The sequence below is a fragment of the Leifsonia sp. AG29 genome (assembly GCF_009765225.1).
Taxonomy (GTDB): Bacteria; Actinomycetota; Actinomycetes; order Actinomycetales; family Microbacteriaceae; genus Leifsonia.
On sequence record NZ_VMSF01000001.1, the window covers coordinates 476,774 to 494,414 of the forward strand.

A 17,641-nucleotide genomic window follows, 5' to 3' on the forward strand; every position below is an offset into this window, starting at 1 on the left:
CCTGCCGACGCGGCGGGGGGTTCGGCGTTCCGCCCGGGCGGCGCGGAACCAGGGGGAAGGTGCTCGGATGTGAAATCTCAGATGGAGGATGCTAGGCTCGTCTGCAGATCGAGGGCCGTCGAGTGATCCGGTTCTCGACCGGGCGCCGGGCTGAACGGGTACAGGCCGCGCTCGGCGGTGAGCGCTGAAGCGCCTACCGAGGTGCCCCCGGCTGTTTTCGGGTTCAGCCGGGGGCGCCTTTCTGGTGCGGCGCTGCCTGCGCTCGGTCGGCGCTCGGTGCCGGTGCCGTGCCGTGCTCACGATCCTCCCCGGGCGACGCTGATCCTCCCTGAGCGACCGCGCGCCGCTAACGGAGGATGGGCGGCGGCTGGAGACGCGGATCTGCGGTTTCCGGAGGCGCACTCCCAGTGCGCGACGCGCGCGATCCTCCCTGCGCCACGGAGCTCCTCCCTTCGCGACCGCGCGGCGCTAACGGAGGATGGGCGGCGGCTGGAGGCGCGGATCTGCGGTTTCCGGAGGACACGCCCAGTGGGCGACGCGCGCGATCCTCCCTGCGCCACGGAGCTCCTCCCTTAGCAGCCGCGCGGCGCTAACGGAGGATGGGCGGCGGCCGGAGGCGCGGATCTGCGGCTTTGGGAGAGACACGCGATGCGTGGATGCCCGCGATCCTCCCCAAGCGACCGATGCCCTCCGTCGCTACCCCCGCGGCTAAGGGAGGATGAGTGGCGGTCGGAGGCCCGAATCTGCGGCTTCCGGAGGAGGCGTGCAGTGCGGGGACGCACGCGATCCTCCCGGCGCGACAGATCCCCTCCCTCCGCGACCGTCGAGACGCAGAGGGCCTCAGACCGCGCGGATGGTCCAGGACGCGGTCGCCGCCTCCCCGGGCTGCAGCACGATGAGGTCCGTACCCGAGTTGAAGGCGTCGGGCGGGCACGTCATCGGCTCGACGGCGAGGCCCAGCCGGTCGATCGCGGCGACGGGCTGGTCGGCCGTGTGGATCTGCACCCAGGGGCACGCGCCGTCCCAGGTCATCTCGACGCCGCTGCCGTCGGCGGCCCGCAGGGTGACAGTGGCCATCCCGTCGGCATCGCGGTCGAGCCCGGTGAAGGCGTGGTCGATGAACGTGTCCGCGATGCGGCGCGGCTCGCGGAAGTCGAAGACACCGCCTCCCTCGGACGCGACATCCGCGAGCCCGATCGGAATGAGCCTGTCCTCGGTGACGGTGAGCACCGAGGCGGCCGGAAGCGTCAGCGTCCAGTCGTCCACCCGGCCGTCGCCGGCCACGAGGTAGGGGTGCGGTCCCGTGCCCCAGGGCGCGGGCGTCGTGCCGGTGTTGGTTCCCGTGACGCTCGTGTGGAGGCCGTGATCGTCGAGTTCGAACGACACGGTCACCTCGATGCGGTGCGGGTATCCGGCCTGCGCCTCGATCGTCGCGGCGAACGCGGCCGAACTGGCGGAACGATCGATCGCTGCGAAGTCGAGCCAGCACGCGAGCCCGTGCAAGGCATGGCCGCGCGTCGGCTCGGTGAGCGGGAGGCGCTGCTCCACCCCGTCGAACGTGTACCGGCCGTCGACGACCCGGTTCGGCCAGGGTGCCAGTGTCGCGCCCCGGTAGGCCGGTCGCACCTCGTCGGCATCGAACGGCACCACGAGGTCGCGCCCGTCGTACTCGAGCGTGCGCAGGGTGGCCCCGACGGAGGCGATGGTCGCGTGATAGCCGCCGGCGCTCAGGCCGAAGTGCGTGCCGGAGATGGGAGTGGTCATCCGCCCATTCTGGCGCACCGGGCGCGCCGGCGGTCGACGAGGGAGGATGCCCGTCGCTCAGGGAGGATCCCTGGGCGCCCCGGAGTGCAGGTCTCCTCCCCGACCCGCGGATTCGGGCAACCGGCCGCGGCTCATCCTCCGTTGCCAACGGTTCGGTCCCGCGTCGGCGCGGCGTGGGCGCGAGGGCCGGCGACGCCAAGGGAGGAGGCCCGTAGCTGAGGGAGGATGTATGACCGTCCCGCGGCGCTTGTATCCTCCCCAAGCCGCACTTTCGGGCCTCCGGCCGCGGCGCATCCTCCGTTCCCGACAGTGCGCGGTCGGCGGGAGGCGAAGCCCCGCCGCGACCGCGGATGCGCCGAACGCGAGCAACGCCTCCACCACCCCACCCCGCCCACCCCCTCGAAACACTCGCAACACCGCGGAAACGCCGACGAAACGCATCGCGGATAGCGTCTGCCCATGGGCGAGCTGTTCGGCGGGTACACGACCGCCGCGTCGCGCCGCCGGCGTGGCCGGGCGGCCCCGTTCGACGAGATGTTCCACGGGCCCGCCGCCGCGGTCGACGGCGCACGCCCCGCGTACCGCGAGCTGTTCACCGCCCTGGCGGCCCTCACCCAGGAGGAGCTCCGCGGCCGCACGGAGGCGCTCGCCAGCTCGTACCTGGCCCAGGGCGTGACGTTCGACTTCGCAGGGGAGGAGCGGCCGTTCCCCCTCGATGCGGTGCCCCGCGTCATCGAGCAGCGGGAGTGGGCGCACATCGAGGCGGGCGTGAAGCAGCGCGTGCGGGCGCTCGAGGCCTTCCTCGCCGACGTCTACGGCGATCAGAACGCGGTCCGCGACGGCGTGGTTCCCGCGGCCCTCATCACCTCCTCCGCCCACTTCCACCGGGCCGCGGCCGGGATCGTCAGCGCCAACGGCGTCCGCATCCAGGTCTCGGGGATCGACCTGATCCGGGACGAGCGCGGGGAGTGGCGGGTCCTCGAGGACAACGTGCGCGTCCCCAGCGGCGTCAGCTACGTGATCTCCAACCGCCGGGTCATGGCCCAGACCCTCCCGGAGCTCTTCACCTCGATGCGGGTGCGCCCGGTGGGCGACTACCCCTACCGCCTGCTGCAGGCCCTCCGCGCCAGCGCGCCCGGCGGCATGGAGAACCCGAACGTCGTCGTCCTGACCCCGGGCGTGTACAACTCGGCCTACTTCGAGCACACCCTGCTCGCCCGGCTCATGGGGGTCGAGCTCGTGGAGGGGCGCGACCTGTTCTGCTCGGGCGGTCACGTCTGGATGCGGACCACCTCCGGTCCGCAGCGCGTCGACGTGATCTACCGCCGGGTCGACGACGACTTCATCGACCCGCTCCAGTTCCGCGTCGACTCCGTGCTCGGCACGCCCGGCCTGATGCTGGCGGCGCGGCTCGGCAACGTCACGATCGCGAACGCGGTCGGCAACGGCGTCGCCGACGACAAGCTCGTCTACACGTATCTGCCCGAGCTCATCCGCTACTACCTCGCCGAGGAGCCGGTGCTGCCGAACGTCGACACCTGGCGGCTGGAGGAGCCCGACGCGCTCGCCGAGGTGCTCGACCGGCTGGACGAGCTCGTCGTGAAGCCGGTCGACGGCTCGGGCGGCAAAGGGCTCGTGATCGGGCCGGACGCGACACGCCGCGAGCTCGCGGAGCTCCGAGCCCGGCTCATCGCCGACCCGCGGGGGTGGATCGCCCAGCCGGTGGTGCAGCTCTCGACGATCCCGACGCTCGTCGACTCCGGGATGCGTCCGCGCCACGTCGACCTGCGCCCGTTCGCGGTGAACGACGGGCGCGACGTCTGGGTGCTCCCCGGCGGCCTCACCCGGGTGGCCCTCGCCGAAGGGCAGCTCGTCGTCAACAGCAGTCAGGGAGGCGGTTCGAAGGACACGTGGGTGGTGGGCGCGAACGCGAGCCCGGAGAACGGGGAGCTCGCGAGTCCGCGCGATGCCGGCACCGCTCCGGGGGAGGGGCGCCGCGTGGCCGGCCTGGTCGCAGCGCAGGCGGCGCACCGGGCGTCACCCGACGCCAGGACCGCTCAACACGCCCCCGACCACTCGGCGGAGGACGCCCCGCGCAGCGACCAGCAGCAACAGCAGCAGCAACAGCAGCAGCAGCAGCAAGAGCAACCCGGGGAGGCGCCCCGATGCTGAGCAGGATCGCCTCGTCGCTCTTCTGGATCGGCCGCTACATCGAGCGCAGCGACGGCACGGCGCGCATCCTCGACGTGCACCTCCAGCTCCTGCTGGAGGACCCGTGGATCGACGAGGACACGGCGTGCCGGTCCCTCCTCGGCGTCATGGGCAGCCCGGCGACCGAGAGCGCGATCGCCCGGGAGGATGTGCTCCGCATCCTGGCCGTGGACCGGTCTGCACCCGCCTCCATCATGTATTCGCTCAGCTCCGCCCGGGAGAACGCCCGGCGGGCCCGCGAGATCATCTCGACCGAGCTGTGGGAGTGCCTCAACACGACGGCCGCGCGGATGCCCCGCCGCGTCACCGGCGACAAGGTGCACGAGTTCTTCAGCTGGGTGCGCGAGCGGACCGCGCTCGCCGTCGGCGTCATGGAGTCCGGCGCGAGCCGCGACGAGGCCTGGCACTTCTTCACCCTCGGGCGGAGCCTGGAGCGAGCGGACATGACCGCGCGCCTCCTCGCGACCCGGTCGCTCACCGAGGCGAGCGGCCCCAGCTGGACCACGATCCTCCGCTCGTGCGGTGCGTACGAGGCGTACCTGCGCACGTACCGGGGAGTGCCGTCGGCGCGGAACGCCGCCGAGTTCCTGCTCCACGACCGGCTCTTCCCGCGATCGATCCTGTTCTCCGTGGCGCGGGCGGTGGAGTGCCTGCGCGACATCGAGCCGCGCCTGGAGCGGGCGGGCGTGTCGGATCACGCCGTGCGGATGCTCGGGCAGGTGCAGAGCGAGCTCGAGTTCCGCCCGGTCGCCGAGGTCCTCGACGACCTCCCGGCGTACATGTCGGCGATCCAGGAGGCGACGAGCGCGGCGACGACCGCGATCAGCCTCCGGTACTTCCCGGAGAGCACGGCGCCGAGCTGGACGGGGGACAGGACATGAAACGGCTCAAGGTGGTCCACTCGACCGGCTATCGCTACGCCGGCGACGTGACGGCGTCGTACAACGAGGCGAGGATGCTCCCCGTCTCGGGCGAGCGGCAGCTGGTGCTCCACTCGTCCGTCGACGTCCGGCCCGTGTCGTCTCATCACCAGTACACCGACTACTGGGGCACGCGCGTGCTCGCGTTCGACGTGCTCGATGCGCACAGCGAACTGACGATCACCGCGAGCAGCCTCGTGGAGGTGCTGGAGACCACGCATCCCCCGTCGGGCGTCGGGTGGGAGGAGCTCGCCGCGCTGGTTCCGCGCTCCGCGGGCTGCGTCGAGCAGCTCCGGCAGACCCCGCTGACCGCGCCTCCGCCCTCGCTCACCGAGCTCGCGCGGTCGGTCGCCGCCGCCGTGGCGCCCGCGGTCGACGGGCCGTGCGCCGCAGCGCTGGCGATCGTCGCCGCCGTCTCCTCCGAGATGGACTACGTGCCGGGCGTCACCGGTGTCAGGACCACCGCCGCCGAGGCCTGGGAGGCGCGCAGCGGCGTCTGCCAGGACATCGCCCACGTCGCGATCGGGGCGCTCCGGGCCGTCGGGATCCCCGCGCGCTACGTCTCCGGCTACCTCCACCCGAAGGCCGAGGCCGCGGTCGGCGAGACCGTCACGGGCGAGTCGCACGCCTGGGTGGAGTGGTTCTGCGGCACCTGGCACGGCTACGACCCGACGAACGGCATCGCCATCGGCGACCGGCACGTGCGGGTCGGGCACGGCCGGGACTACACCGACGTGACGCCGCTTCGCGGGGTCTACGCCGGCAGCGGCGGCTCGGAGCTGTTCGTCTCGGTCTCGATCACCCGGGAGGCGTGAACCGTCTGACTCTCGAGCAGCTGCCGCAGCGCGGCGACCTCGCGGGTCAGCGCCTCCACCTCGGACCGCGTGATGACCTCCTCCGCTGCCTCGCTCTCGCCGACGCGCTCGACGATCCAGGAGGCGAAGGTCGCCGTCACGACGCCGATGAGTGCGATGCCGCCGAGCATCACGCCGACCGCGACGAGACGCCCGGCGTCGGTGACGGGCACCTCGTCGCCGTAGCCGACGGTGGTGATCGTGACGAAGGCCCACCACAGCCCGTCGCCGAGCGAGCGGATCGTCCCGCCGTGCCCGCGCTCGGCGTCGAGCACGGCCAGCGCGGCGATGTACACGAGCAGCGACGCCGCGCCCACCACGTAGACCAGCACCCGGCCCCGGAACGCGCGCCCGACGGTCCGCTGCAGCACGGTCGCGATCGTGACCAGTCGCAGGAGGCGCAGCGGACGCAGCATGGGGAGGGCCACCACCAGCAGGTCGAACAGGTGCGTGTAGAACCATCGCCAGCGGCTCTCGGCGAGGACGAGCATGACGATGTAGTCGGCGACGAAGACCGCCCAGGTGGCCCAGATCACCGCCTCCGCCACGTCGCCGGGCGGACCCTTGAGGTCGCCGATCACCTCCCACGAGTACGCGACGAGGAAGATGAGGGCGGTCACGGCGAGCGGCCACTCCATGAGCCGCTGCCAACGCTGCTGGGTCATGGCGGGAGCGTAGTGCTGCCGCGCCTCCGCCGCACGCTCCCGGCGGGTCGAGGGGCGACGCGCTCAGCCGGCCGCGCGGAGTGCGGCGTACAGATCCGCGCGGGCCGCGAAGCCGGACAGGTCGCGCCCGAGCAGTCGCTCGGCCTCCGCGACGCGGGCGCGCAGCGTGTGCCGGTGCACGCCCAGGCGGCGCGCGGCGACGTCGTACACGCCGTCGCTGTCGAGCCAGATCCGCAGGGTCGCCGGGAGGGACGGGTCGGCCGCCTCCAGCGGGGCCAGCGACGCCCGGGCGACCGCCCGGGCGTCCGGCGTCTCGAGCAGGGCGAGCATGCCCGCGCCGGCGACGTCGTCGAACGCCACGACCGCCGCCTCGGGGGAGGCGCGCCGTCGCGCGGTCTCCGCTTGACTGACAGCACTGCGCAGGCCGGACAGCGACGTCGGCGCGGAGAGACCGCCGCGCAGCTCGAAACGCTCGGTCAGCTCCTCGACCGCGGCCTGGGCGGGAGCGGAGCCCTCGGCGGAAAGGACGAGCACGAGCTCCTGCCCGTCGCGCGCGAAGAACACGTCGCTGTTCGCCTCCAGCCAGTCGGCCGCCGCTGCGGTGGAGGGGCCGGTCAGCAGCGCCACGCGCACGGGAGACTCGGGAAGGGCTCCCAGGACCGGCTCCGCGACGTCCGCGGCGAGTTCGGCGTCCCCCGTGAGCAGCGCCCGCCAGACCCCCGTCCGCAGACGCCCGCGCGCCGCGTCGGTGGCCCGTCCCTGCTCGAGGGCGAGCCCGGCCAGCGCGACGACCCCGGTCACGACCTGCTGGGCCGCCTGGTCGAGCCCCTCGGCGCCGACGGCCAGCACACCGCGGAGGCGCCCCGCCGCGCCTAGGGTCTGGAGTGAGAACGCTCCGGCCGACGTCGAGGCCGTCCCCGCTGCGCGCCGTCTGCTCCGGAGCAGCGGCTCGGCCGCCGCGGCGAGGGCGGCCCGGTCGCCGGCGGCGAGGGCGTCGTCGGGAGCCACGCGGTCGATCGTGCCGTCCGCTCGCAGGAGGGCGACCGGGCGCTCGATCTGGCGCGCCAGCTCGCCGAGGACGGACGCGAGCGGATCGGGCCGCAGAGCGGCGAGCGAGATCGCCCTGGAGGCGCGGAGCGCCCAGGTGTTGCGGGCATACGTGTCGGCGGCGACGCGCTCCGCGATGAACCGGGCGATCGCGATGAACGGGGTGCGGTAGGGCACCTCGAACAGCGGCAGGCCGTGACGGGTGCACGCCTCCACCAGGGCCTCCGGCGTCCCGGAGCGGACGACCTCGGTGCCGTACCCGAGGCCGGCGATGCCGTGCGCCGCGAGGCGCGAGACGTACGCCTCGATGTCGTCCGGCGTCCCGGTGATGAGCAGCAGCTGGCCCGCCGAGAGGAACGGCGTCGGGTCGGGGAGCTCGGAGCTGTGGGCCCACGGGATCGGCCGCTCCAGATCGCCCGTGCCCGCGGGGGTGAGCAGCCGCAGCTTGAGCTCGGGTCGCGCCAGCAGCTGGGCGAGCGTCGCGGGCATGGTGGCCCCTCCCTTCCCGGCGGCTCCGGCGCCGCGCTGACAGGCTGTCCAATCGCCTGCAGAGAATTGTACGGCTGGTCCAGGCGGTGGAGGTCCACCGGTTCGTACGATTCCGGCATGACCATCCTCTCGACCGCCACCCCCGCCCTCGTCGGCGGACCGACCCTCCCGCAGGAGCGCCGGCTCGTCACCCCGATCCCCGGCCCGGAGTCGCGCCGACGCGCCGAGCGCAAGGCGCAGGCCGTGGCCGCGGGCGTCGGGGCCACCATCCCGGTCTTCACTGTCGCCGCGGGAGGCGGGGTGCTCGTCGACGTCGACGGCAACTCCCTCATCGACCTCGGCTCGGGCATCGCCGTCACCGGCGTCGGCAACTCGGCCCCCCGCGTCGTCGAGGCCGTCACCGCCCAGGTGGCCGCCTTCACGCACACCTGCTTCACCGTCGCGCCCTACGACTCGTACGTCGACGTGGCCGAGGCGCTGAACCGGCTGACCCCGGGCGACCACGCCAAGCGCAGCGCCCTGTTCAACTCCGGCGCCGAGGCCGTCGAGAACGCGGTCAAGATCGCCCGCCACTACACCGGGAAGCAGGCGGTCGTCGCGTTCGACCACGCGTACCACGGCCGCACCAACCTCACGATGGGGCTCACCGCCAAGAACCAGCCGTACAAGAACGGCTTCGGCCCCTTCGCCCCCGAGATCTACCGCGCCCCGCTGAGCTACCCGCTGCGCGACGGCGGCCTCTCCGGCGCCGAGGCGGCGAAGCGCGCGATCACCATGATCGAGAAGCAGATCGGCGCCTCCAACCTCGCCGCGATCATCATCGAGCCGATCCAGGGCGAGGGCGGCTTCATCGTCCCCGCCGACGGGTTCCTCCCGGCGCTCCAGGAGTGGGCGAACGCGAACGGGGTCGTCTTCATCGCCGACGAGGTGCAGACCGGCTTCGCCCGGACCGGCACCATGTTCGCCTCCGAGCAGTTCGGGATCGTCCCCGACCTCATCGTCACCGCGAAGGGCATCGCCGGCGGCCTGCCGCTCTCGGCCGTCACCGGCCGGGCCGAGATCATGGATGCGCCGCAGGTCGGCGGACTGGGCGGCACCTACGGCGGCAACCCGCTCGCCTGCGTCGCGGCCCTCGCCGCCATCGAGACGTACGAGCAGGAGAACCTGGCCGAGCGCGCACAGCAGATCGGGCACATCCTGTTCGAGAAGCTCGGCGCCCTGCGCGACGCCGACCCGCGCGTCGCCGAGGTCCGCGGCCGCGGTGCGATGGTCGCCATCGAGCTCGTCGACCCCGAGACCGGCGAGCCGGACGCCGCCCTCACGGCGAAGGTCGCGGCCGCCGCGCACGCCGCGGGCGTGGTGCTGCTCACCTGCGGCACGTACGGCAACGTGATCCGGTTCCTCCCGCCCCTGAGCATCCCCGACCACCTGCTGATCGAGGGACTCGACGTCGTCGCGGAGGCGGTGGCGAACTCATGAGCCTCGTCGACACCGCGAACGACACGACGCGGAGCGCCCTCGCCGACCGCGAGGCCGACCTCCTCGCCCGCATCCCCGACGGCCTGTTCATCGGCGGCCGGTGGGAGGCGGGGACCCGCGACCCGATCCAGGTCCAGGACCCCGCCACCGGGCGCGTCATCAAGCGCATCGCGAACGCGACGCCCGAGGACGGCGTGCGTGCTCTCGACGCCGCTGTTGAGGCGGCCGACTCGTGGGCGGCGACCCCCGCCCGTGTGCGCGGCGAGATCCTGCGCCGGGCGTTCGACCTGCTTCAGGAGCGACGCGAGGACTTCGCGCTCCTGATGACGCTCGAGATGGGCAAGCCGCTGGCCGAGGCGAACGGCGAGGTCACCTACGGCGGCGAGTTCCTGCGCTGGTTCTCCGAGGAGGCGGTGCGCATCTCCGGCCGCTACGGCCAGAACCCCGAGGGCACCGGGACCATGGTCGTGTCGCAGCGCCCGGTCGGTCCGTGCTTCCTCATCACCCCGTGGAACTTCCCGCTCGCGATGGCGACCCGCAAGATCGCACCGGCGCTCGCCGCGGGCTGCACGGTCGTCGTCAAGCCGGCCGAGCTGACCCCGCTCACCACGCTGTACTTCGCCCAGCTGCTCGCCGACGCGGGCCTGCCCGCCGGGGTCGTGAACGTCATCCCGACGAGCACGGCCCGTCAGGTCTCCGAGCCGATCATCGCGGACCCGCGGCTGCGGAAGCTCTCGTTCACCGGTTCGACGCCGGTGGGGCGCAACCTGCTAGCGCAGGCCGGGCAGAACGTGCTGCGCACCTCCATGGAGCTCGGCGGCAACGCGCCGTTCGTGGTCTTCGACGACGCCGACCTCGACAAGGCGGTGGAGGGAGCGATGCTCGCCAAGTTCCGCAACATCGGCCAGGCGTGCACCGCGGCCAACCGCTTCCTCGTCCACGAGTCCGTCGCCGACGAGTTCGCGGCCCGGATCGTCGAGAAGGTGCGGGCGCTGCGCATCGGGCGCGGCACCGAGGAGGGCGTCACCATCGGCCCGCTGATCGACCACCGGGCGGTCGCCTCCATGGAGGACCTCGTCGCGGACGCGGTCGACAAGGGCGCTCGCGTGCTCACCGGCGGGTTCGCGCCCGCGGGCGACGGGTCCTTCTACGAGCCGACGGTGCTCGTCGACGTGCAGCCCGGGAGCGAGATCCTCCGCGAGGAGATCTTCGGCCCGGTCCTCGCGATCAGCACCTTCTCGACGGAGGAGGAGGCCGTGGCCCGTGCCAACGAGACCGAGTACGGGCTCGTCGGGTACGTGTTCACCCAGGATCTGGCGCGCGGCCAGCGGATGATCGACCGCATCGACACCGGCATGATGGGGCTCAACACGGGGATCGTCTCGAACGCCGCCGCGCCCTTCGGCGGCGTCAAGCAGTCGGGCCTCGGTCGGGAGGGCGGCCTCGAGGGCATCCACGAGTACCTGAGCACCAAGTACACGCTCATCCCGGCCTGACTCGTCCTCGCCGTCGCTGCGCCCTGCATTCGTGCCGAATGCAGGGCGTGGCTCGCTCCAGGGCGACATTCGTGCCGAATGTCGCCTCGCCGCTGCCCCGACCGCGCGCCCGACATTCGTGCTGAATGCGGGGTATGCCGCGCTCGAGGGCCACATTCGTGCCGAATGTGGCCTCGCGGCTGACCAGACCGCGCCCCTGCATTCGTGCTGAATGCGGGGTATGGCACGCGCCAGGGCGACATTCGTGCCGAATGTGGCCCTCGAGCGGCGAGGGTCAGGCGCGAGCGATCGGCCCGGTCTCCGCGCGCAGTTCGGTCTTCACGTCGTGCTCCACGAGCACCGGTACGAAGTCGCGCACCGGAGCCCCGTCGAACTGCTCGTGGTGCTTCTCGACGAGTTCCTCGATGTGCTCCCGCGGCACCTGCGGGAATCGCTCGCTCAGTCGCTCCGCCGCGTGCTCCAACGCGGCCGACTCGTCATCGAGGCCCTCGGACAGTCGGCGCTGCTCGTTCTCGATCGTCATGGCGCGATTATGCACCCCCAGGGTTAACAGGGGCTACGGCCATCTGACAGGCTGGTCCCATGGATGACGAGAACATCGAGGTGGTCGTCGTGCGCGTCTTCACCGACGAGCGCGGGACGAACGGGAACGAGCTGGGGATCGTGCGCTCCTCGCCGGTGACGGCGCACCGGGAGCAGGCGATCGCGACCGCGCTCGGCTTCAGCGAGACGGTGTTCATCGACGAGGTCGACGCCGCCGACGTCACGGCCCGGATCCGGATCTTCACGCCGGCGAAGGAGTTGCCGTTCGCGGGCCACCCGAGTGTCGGGACCGCGTGGTGGCTGGCCGAGTCCCGCACTCCGGTCGGCGTGCTGCGCGAGAAGGCCGGCGACGTCACGGTGGAGGTCGACGACGAGCAGGGCAGTGCCTTCATCGAGGCGCGCCCCGAGTGGACGCCCGCCTTCGAGTGGCTGCCGCTCGACTCCCCGGCCGAGGTCGACGCCCTCGATCCGTTCGCCTTCACGTCCGGCCAGCACTTCGCGTACGCCTGGATCGATGAGGAGGCGGGGCTCCTGCGGGCCCGCATGTTCGCCCCCGAGATGGGCATCATCGAGGACGAGGCGACCGGCGCCGCCGCGGTCGCCCTGACCGCGCGCCTGGGCCGCGCCCTGCGGATCACGCAGGGGGAGGGATCGGAGATCGTCACCGAGCCGCTCGCCGACGGCCGCGTCCGCGTCGGCGGCAGCGTGGTCTACGACCGCACCATCGACGCGACGCTCTGAGGCGGTCCCCGGCCTGCCCGGCCGGGAACCGCCTCCAGCGAGTGCCGCTAGTCGGCGACGCCGACGAACTCGGCCGCCTCGTCGGCGGTGCCGGCGCCGGAGTCCAGGCGGTCGCGGAGAGCGCGGCCCAGGGAGGCGTCGACGTTCGTCCAGTACTGGATGGCTCGCTCGCGGATGTCCTCGCGCTTCACGCCGCCCACAGCGCCCGCGATCGTGTCGAGGAAGCGCGCGCGTGCGGCGTCGTCGTACACCTCGCGGTACAGCGTGCCCGCCTGCCCGAAGTCGTCGTCCTCGGCGTGGAGGGTCGCCGCGGCGCGCACCAGCTCGCCGTCCGCCTCCCACGAGCCCTCGTCGGCGAGCTGCGGCTGGGCCGCCGGTCCGCCGAACGAGTTCGGTGCGTAGACCGGCTCGCCGGCCGGCTTGAAGCCGTGCCGCGCGGCGCCGTCCTGCGAGTAGTTGTGGACGGGCGCGACCGGCCGGTTCACGGGCAGCTCGTTGTAGTTCGTCCCGACGCGGTAGCGCTGGGCGTCCGGGTAGGAGAAGACGCGGGCCATCAGCATCTTGTCGGGGCTGATGCCGATCCCCGGGACCGTGTTGGCGGGTGAGAACGCGGCCTGCTCGATCTGCGCGAAGAAGTTCTCCGGGTTGCGGTCGAGCGTGTGGACGCCCACTTCGATCAGCGGGTAGTCGCTGTGCGGCCACACCTTGGTCAGATCGAACGGGTTGAACCGGTACGTCTTGGCGTCCTCGTACGGCATGACCTGGACGGACAGCTTCCACGCCGGGAAGTCGCCGCGCTCGATCGCCTCGTACAGGTCGCGGCGGTAGTAGTCGGCGTCCTCGCCCGCGATCCGCTGGGCGTCGGCGCCGTGGAGCTCCTCGTTGCCCTGCAGCGCGTGGAAGTGGTACTTGACCCAGAAGCGCTCGCCCGCCGCGTTGATCCACTGGTAGGTGTGCGAGCCGTAGCCCGGCATGGTCCGCCAGGAGCGGGGGAGGCCGCGGTCGCCCATGAGGTAGGTGACCTGGTGCGCCGACTCGGGGGAGAGGGTCCAGAAGTCCCACTGCATGTCGGCGTCGCGCAGGCCCGAGCCGGGGAGGCGCTTCTGCGAGTGGATGAAGTCGGGGAACTTCATGCCGTCGCGGATGAAGAACACGGGGGTGTTGTTGCCGACGATGTCGTAGTTGCCCTCGGTCGTGTAGAACTTCACCGAGAACCCGCGGACGTCCCGCCAGGTGTCGGGCGAGCCCTGCTCCCCGGCGACGGACGAGAAGCGATGGAGGGTCTCGGTCACCGTCTCCGGCTGGAAGACGGCCGCCTTCGTGTAGGCCGTCACGTCGCCCGTGACCTCGAAGCGGCCGAAGGCGCCGCCTCCCTTGGCGTGCACGATGCGCTCGGGGATCCGCTCCCGGTTGAACTGCGCCAGCTTCTCGACGAGGTACCGGTCGTGCAGGGCGGTGACGCCGTCGCGTCCGGTGGTCAGCGAGTGGGCGTCGCTGGCGACCGGCGTTCCGGTCTGGGTCGTGGTGGGGCGATCGGACATGGTTCTCCTCATCTCTTGTGGAGCGCGGCGGTCAGGCCGCGCTCCGCTGGCAGGACGGGCACAGCCCCCAGAACGTGACCTCCGCGGTCGAGATCGCGAACCCTCCCGTTTCGCCGGGGGTCAGGCACGGGGCATGACCGGTGACGCAGTCGACATCCGCCACGGCTCCGCACGAGGTGCAGACGACGTGGTGGTGGTTGTCGCCGATGCGGCGCTCGTACAGCGCCGGCGAGTGCGCCGGCTCGATGCGCCGTAGGAGACCGGCGCCGGTGAGGTCGGCCAGCACGTTGTGCACGTTCTGGATCGACGTGCCGGGGAGGGCGTCACGCACCTCGGCGAGCACGGCCTCGGCGCTCGCGTGGGGGCGACGGTCGAGCGCGTCGAGGACGAGCATGCGCCCTCGGGTGGCACGGAGACCGGCCCCGTGCAGGGCGTCCTCCAGGCGTGCCGCGTCCATGGGTCGAGCCTAGTGATAACGGTGAATGACTCAAAACAAAGCGGATCCCGGGCGTGGCGCATCCGCCTCCACCGGGCGACGGGACACGGCCACCAGGGTCGCCGGACCGACCGCGCGCACGACGTGGTCGACGAGGGCATGCGGAGCGGCCGCCTCCACGATGAGCACCAGCCAGCGACCGCCGGCGATCACCGTGACCTCGTACTCCGCACGGTTCACCGGCCGGCCCTCGCGGCCAGCCAGGGGAGCGGATCGACGTGACGGCCGTCGACGGCGAGCTCGAAGTGGAGGTGCGGCCCGGTCGACACGCCCGTGTTGCCCAGTGCCCCGACGATGTCGCCCGCGCGCACCTCCTGTCCCTCCGCCACGGCGAGCGAGCCGGACTGCAGGTGGCAGTACTTGGTGACCACGGAGGCGCCGTCGTGGCGGTGCGCGATCTCTGCGAAGACGCCGCAGGCGCCGGTGCCCCGAGCATCGGCCGCGATGACCGTGCCGGCCAGTGACGCCGCGACGACCGTGCCTTCCGGGGCGACGAGGTCGATGCCACGGTGGAAGGTGGATGCGCCGGGAGCGGGCGCCGAGCGCGGGCCGAAGAAATCGGAGATGTCCGCGTCCGGGCCGAGCGGCCAGACGACTGCGGGCGGCGCCGCGACCGCGGGCGCCTCGCGCGTGATGACGAAGGAGCGGAAGTCGTCTGCGGCGACGGTCTGCAGCGGGTCGGTGACGGCGGGCCGCTCGGGAGGCGCGGCCGACGCTGCGTGGGCGGGGCTGCCCGCGGCGGCCGCTGAGCCGATGAGGGCGAGGGCGACGCCGCGTCGGCCGGCTCCGGCGACCAGGGCGCGCGGCACCACGGGCGAGGGTCGGGTGGGTGCTCGGTGTCTAGGCATACTGAAATTCTAAGATGCTAAAATGAATGCGTCATGTGAGAAGGCCACCCTGACCGAAGGAGAAGACATGCAGTTCAGACGACGGAATCGGCTCGGCCGACGGGCCAAGCTCGTGGTCGGGGTGTCCGGCCTCCTTCTCGGGCTGGTCGCTGCGCTCGCAGCGGCGGTCCTCATCTTCGTGACCACGGTGGCGAACACGTTCACCGCGGGCCGCGACGTCATCGAGGACGCCTTCCCTCCCGCGAGCAGCCGGGCCGCCCCCGCTGCGGACGGCTCGCGGAACATCCTCCTGCTCGGATCGGACGCCCGCGGGTCCGTGGCGGGGATCGGAGATGAGGGCAGCACTGGCCAGCGCACCGACACGATCATGGTCGTGCACGTCCCGGCCGACCGGAAGGACGTCCAGGTCATGTCGATCATGCGCGACAGCTGGGTCGACATCCCCGGGCACGGCGAAGCCAAGATCAACGCGGCCTTCTCGTGGGGCGGCACGCCCCTGATGGTCCAGACGGTGGAGGCGCTGCTCGGCACGCGCATCGACCACGTCGCCCTCATCGGCTTCGACGGCTTCAAGGACATGACGGACGCCCTGGGCGGGGTGACGGTCCACTCGGAGCAGGCCTTCACCATGGAGGGGCACCACTTCACCGAAGGGCCGAACCACCTCGACGGCGATGCGGCGCTGGCGTTCGTCCGCGCCCGCTACCCGTTCGCGGACGGCGATTACCAGCGCGTACGCAACCAGCAGGCGTTCATGAAGGCGATCGCGACCACCGCGATCAGCCAGCGGACCTTGACGAGTCCCGAGCGCATCCTCGCCTTCACCGATGCGACGGCCCGGCACCTCGCGGTCGACCCGGGTCTCGACTTCCAGACCCTCCTCGGGCTGGGTCTCGGCGTTCGGGACGTGCGCGCCGGCGACATCGGGTTCTTCACCGTCCCGACTGCGGGGACGGGAATGGTGGGCGATCAGTCGGTGGTGTTCGTCGACGAGGAGCGGCTCGCGGCCCTCCGGGTCGCGCTCGCGGAGGACGGAGTCGCGGAGTTCGCCGCGTCTCTCGGCTGAGTCACCCGTGATTGTTTCTCAGCATTGCAATATACTGGTCACACCGTATCCGTATGATCTGCAGTGCCCGAGAGACAGGGGAACGACGATGCCCATCCCGGTGACCAAGAAGGCGGCCCCTCCGAAGCGCGTGCTGCTGCGCGACGTGGTCCGCGACACCATCCGCGACGCGATCATGGACGGGACGCTGAAGCCGGGGGAGACCCTCCACGACGACGCCCTGCAGGAGTGGCTCGGCACCTCCCGGACGCCCATCCGCGACGCGCTCAACGAGCTCGCGCGGATCGGCCTCATCGAGATGGAGCCGAACCGGTACACGCGGGTCGCCATGCTCACCTCCGACGCGGAGGCGCTCGAGGCGCTGAACGTGCTCGGCGTGATCTACGGCGGCGCGGCGGTCATCGCCGTCCCCGGGCTGACCGCCGCCAACGCCAAGACGCTCACCGGCAAGGTCAAGACCGCGATCAAGGGGGTCAAGGGGTCGGACGCCGATGTCATCCGCGCCAACCTCCTCGACGTCTTCAACACGCTCGTCGAGCTGTCGGACAACAGCCTCCTGGTGAAGCTCGCCCGCGAGACCATCGACGGCCTGGCCTACAAGATCCGTGTCGCCCGGCTGGTCGAGATCGTCGACGGCCCCTCGGTCGTCGACCTCCTCGAGCGCATGATCGGCGCCCTGGAGGAACGCGACGGCTTGAGCGCGCGCCGCGTCACGGACGCCCTGTTCCAGCTGCCGACCGCGGCGCTCAGCGAGGACGCGCTCGCGGCCTCCTGACCCGGACGCCGCGGCGATTCGGTCGCTTCGGCGCGCCCTCGCGCCGGCCCACATTCGTGCCGAATGCAGCCCCGGGCGGGTGCGTCGGCAGCATTCGTGCTGAATGTTGCCGTGGAGGTGCGCCGCGGCGCTCTCGCGCTGGGCCACATTCGTGACGAATGTGGGCCTGGGCGGGTGCGTGGGCAGCATTCGTGCTGAATGTGGCCGTGGAGGTGTGCGCCGAGGCGCCCTCGCGCTGGGCGACATTCGTGACGAATCTGGGCTTGGGCGGGTGCGTCGGCAGCATTTGTGCCGAATGTGGCCGTGGAGGTGCGCCGCGCCGCCCTCGCGCTGGGCGACATTCGTGACGAATGTGGGCCTGGGCGGGTGCGTCGGCAGCATTCGTGCTGAATGTGGCCGTGGAGGTGCGCCGAGGCGCCCTCGCGCTGGGCGACATTCGTGACGAATCTGGGCTTGGGCGGGTGGGTCAGCGACATTCGGCACGAGTGGCACGAGCGTCGGCGACGCGAGACCGCGCCTTGCACAGCGAACCCGCCAGCGAGGGCCGCACGCTTTCGGCGAATTTGCAGATTCAGAGGTGCGGCGCGCGGACGGCTCGAGGAATGCGCACCTGACCTGGCGATTTTCTAGCGCGCTCGAAACACTTACGCGGCGACGGCGTACGTATGTTGAAGTATCAGAGTTCTAAAAGATCAGAACGACGAGG

The 17,641-nt window shown here is 71.9% G+C and carries 16 protein-coding genes; 8 read left to right on the forward strand and 8 right to left on the reverse strand.

The annotated features are described in order from the left end of the window. Positions 1 to 840: 840 nt before the first annotated feature. The gene (locus tag FPT20_RS02400; RefSeq protein ID WP_158862202.1) at positions 841 to 1,764 is read right to left on the reverse strand and encodes an aldose 1-epimerase family protein; all 924 of its coding nucleotides are present in this window, start codon (positions 1,762 to 1,764) and stop codon (positions 841 to 843) included. Positions 1,765 to 2,223: 459 nt separating this feature from the next. Here FPT20_RS02400 and FPT20_RS02405 point away from each other — a divergent pair, with 459 nt between their 5' ends. Genes FPT20_RS02405 through FPT20_RS02415 form a run of 3 tightly spaced genes read left to right on the forward strand, consistent with a single transcriptional unit; the run spans position 2,224 to position 5,710 of the window. Beyond that, positions 2,224 to 3,936 carry a circularly permuted type 2 ATP-grasp protein gene (locus FPT20_RS02405; RefSeq protein ID WP_158862204.1) on the forward strand — a complete coding sequence of 571 codons (1,713 nt, stop codon included), beginning with the start codon at positions 2,224 to 2,226 and terminating at the stop codon, positions 3,934 to 3,936. Next, positions 3,930 to 4,856 (forward strand): alpha-E domain-containing protein, encoded by a 927-nt coding sequence (locus FPT20_RS02410; protein WP_158862206.1) that lies wholly within the window; start codon positions 3,930 to 3,932, stop codon positions 4,854 to 4,856. Before FPT20_RS02405 ends, FPT20_RS02410 begins: the two co-directional genes overlap by 7 nt. Beyond that, positions 4,853 to 5,710 (forward strand): transglutaminase family protein, encoded by an 858-nt coding sequence (locus tag FPT20_RS02415; RefSeq protein WP_158862208.1) that lies wholly within the window; start codon positions 4,853 to 4,855, stop codon positions 5,708 to 5,710. The genes FPT20_RS02410 and FPT20_RS02415 overlap by 4 nt, the downstream gene beginning before the upstream one ends. On the opposite strand, the gene FPT20_RS02420 is transcribed toward FPT20_RS02415, so the two are convergent. Together FPT20_RS02420 and FPT20_RS02425 are read right to left on the reverse strand one after the other, a co-directional pair. Further along, the gene (locus FPT20_RS02420; protein WP_158862210.1) at positions 5,650 to 6,414 is read right to left on the reverse strand and encodes a potassium channel family protein; all 765 of its coding nucleotides are present in this window, start codon (positions 6,412 to 6,414) and stop codon (positions 5,650 to 5,652) included. The genes FPT20_RS02415 and FPT20_RS02420 overlap by 61 nt on opposite strands. Before the next feature lie 63 nt (positions 6,415 to 6,477). Further along, positions 6,478 to 7,950, reverse strand: a complete 1,473-nt coding sequence (locus FPT20_RS02425) for a PucR family transcriptional regulator (RefSeq protein ID WP_158862212.1) — start codon at positions 7,948 to 7,950, stop codon at positions 6,478 to 6,480. A 117-nt stretch (positions 7,951 to 8,067) separates the two neighbouring features. Between FPT20_RS02425 and gabT the strand changes: the two genes are divergently transcribed. Together gabT and FPT20_RS02435 are read left to right on the forward strand one after the other, a co-directional pair. After that, the gene (gabT, locus tag FPT20_RS02430) at positions 8,068 to 9,429 is read left to right on the forward strand and encodes a 4-aminobutyrate--2-oxoglutarate transaminase (RefSeq protein WP_158862214.1); all 1,362 of its coding nucleotides are present in this window, start codon (positions 8,068 to 8,070) and stop codon (positions 9,427 to 9,429) included. Further along, positions 9,426 to 10,925 (forward strand): NAD-dependent succinate-semialdehyde dehydrogenase, encoded by a 1,500-nt coding sequence (locus FPT20_RS02435; RefSeq protein ID WP_158862216.1) that lies wholly within the window; start codon positions 9,426 to 9,428, stop codon positions 10,923 to 10,925. The genes gabT and FPT20_RS02435 overlap by 4 nt, the downstream gene beginning before the upstream one ends. A 274-nt stretch (positions 10,926 to 11,199) precedes the next feature. Here the strand turns inward: FPT20_RS02435 and FPT20_RS02440 are convergent, their stop codons facing one another. Then, entirely contained in the window at positions 11,200 to 11,448 is a 249-nt protein-coding gene (locus tag FPT20_RS02440) for a three-helix bundle dimerization domain-containing protein (protein WP_158862218.1), read from the reverse strand. Positions 11,449 to 11,507: 59 nt separating this feature from the next. On the opposite strand from FPT20_RS02440, the gene FPT20_RS02445 reads away from it, so the two are divergent. Next, positions 11,508 to 12,209, forward strand: a complete 702-nt coding sequence (locus FPT20_RS02445) for a PhzF family phenazine biosynthesis protein (protein WP_158862220.1) — start codon at positions 11,508 to 11,510, stop codon at positions 12,207 to 12,209. Positions 12,210 to 12,256: 47 nt separating this feature from the next. Here FPT20_RS02445 and FPT20_RS02450 read toward each other — a convergent pair whose 3' ends face one another. Genes FPT20_RS02450 through FPT20_RS02465 form a run of 4 tightly spaced genes read right to left on the reverse strand, consistent with a single transcriptional unit; the run spans position 12,257 to position 15,094 of the window. Further along, complete coding sequence (locus FPT20_RS02450) at positions 12,257 to 13,750, reverse strand: catalase (protein ID WP_158862222.1); 1,494 nt, start codon at positions 13,748 to 13,750, stop codon at positions 12,257 to 12,259. A 31-nt stretch (positions 13,751 to 13,781) separates the two neighbouring features. Continuing rightward, positions 13,782 to 14,207 carry a Fur family transcriptional regulator gene (locus tag FPT20_RS02455; protein ID WP_158862224.1) on the reverse strand — a complete coding sequence of 142 codons (426 nt, stop codon included), beginning with the start codon at positions 14,205 to 14,207 and terminating at the stop codon, positions 13,782 to 13,784. Positions 14,208 to 14,237: 30 nt separating this feature from the next. Further along, positions 14,238 to 14,426: a hypothetical protein gene (locus FPT20_RS02460; protein ID WP_158862226.1), complete on the reverse strand. Its 189-nt coding sequence runs from the start codon at positions 14,424 to 14,426 to the stop codon at positions 14,238 to 14,240. Further along, positions 14,423 to 15,094: a M23 family metallopeptidase gene (locus tag FPT20_RS02465; protein WP_158862228.1), complete on the reverse strand. Its 672-nt coding sequence runs from the start codon at positions 15,092 to 15,094 to the stop codon at positions 14,423 to 14,425. Before FPT20_RS02465 ends, FPT20_RS02460 begins: the two co-directional genes overlap by 4 nt. Positions 15,095 to 15,161: 67 nt before the next feature. On the opposite strand from FPT20_RS02465, the gene FPT20_RS02470 reads away from it, so the two are divergent. Both FPT20_RS02470 and FPT20_RS02475 read left to right on the forward strand, forming a co-directional pair. After that, a complete protein-coding gene (locus FPT20_RS02470; protein ID WP_158862230.1) occupies positions 15,162 to 16,160 on the forward strand; it encodes an LCP family protein in 999 nt (332 codons plus the stop codon). An 88-nt stretch (positions 16,161 to 16,248) separates the two neighbouring features. After that, complete coding sequence (locus FPT20_RS02475) at positions 16,249 to 16,935, forward strand: GntR family transcriptional regulator (protein ID WP_158862232.1); 687 nt, start codon at positions 16,249 to 16,251, stop codon at positions 16,933 to 16,935. The last annotated feature ends 706 nt before the right edge of the window (positions 16,936 to 17,641 follow it).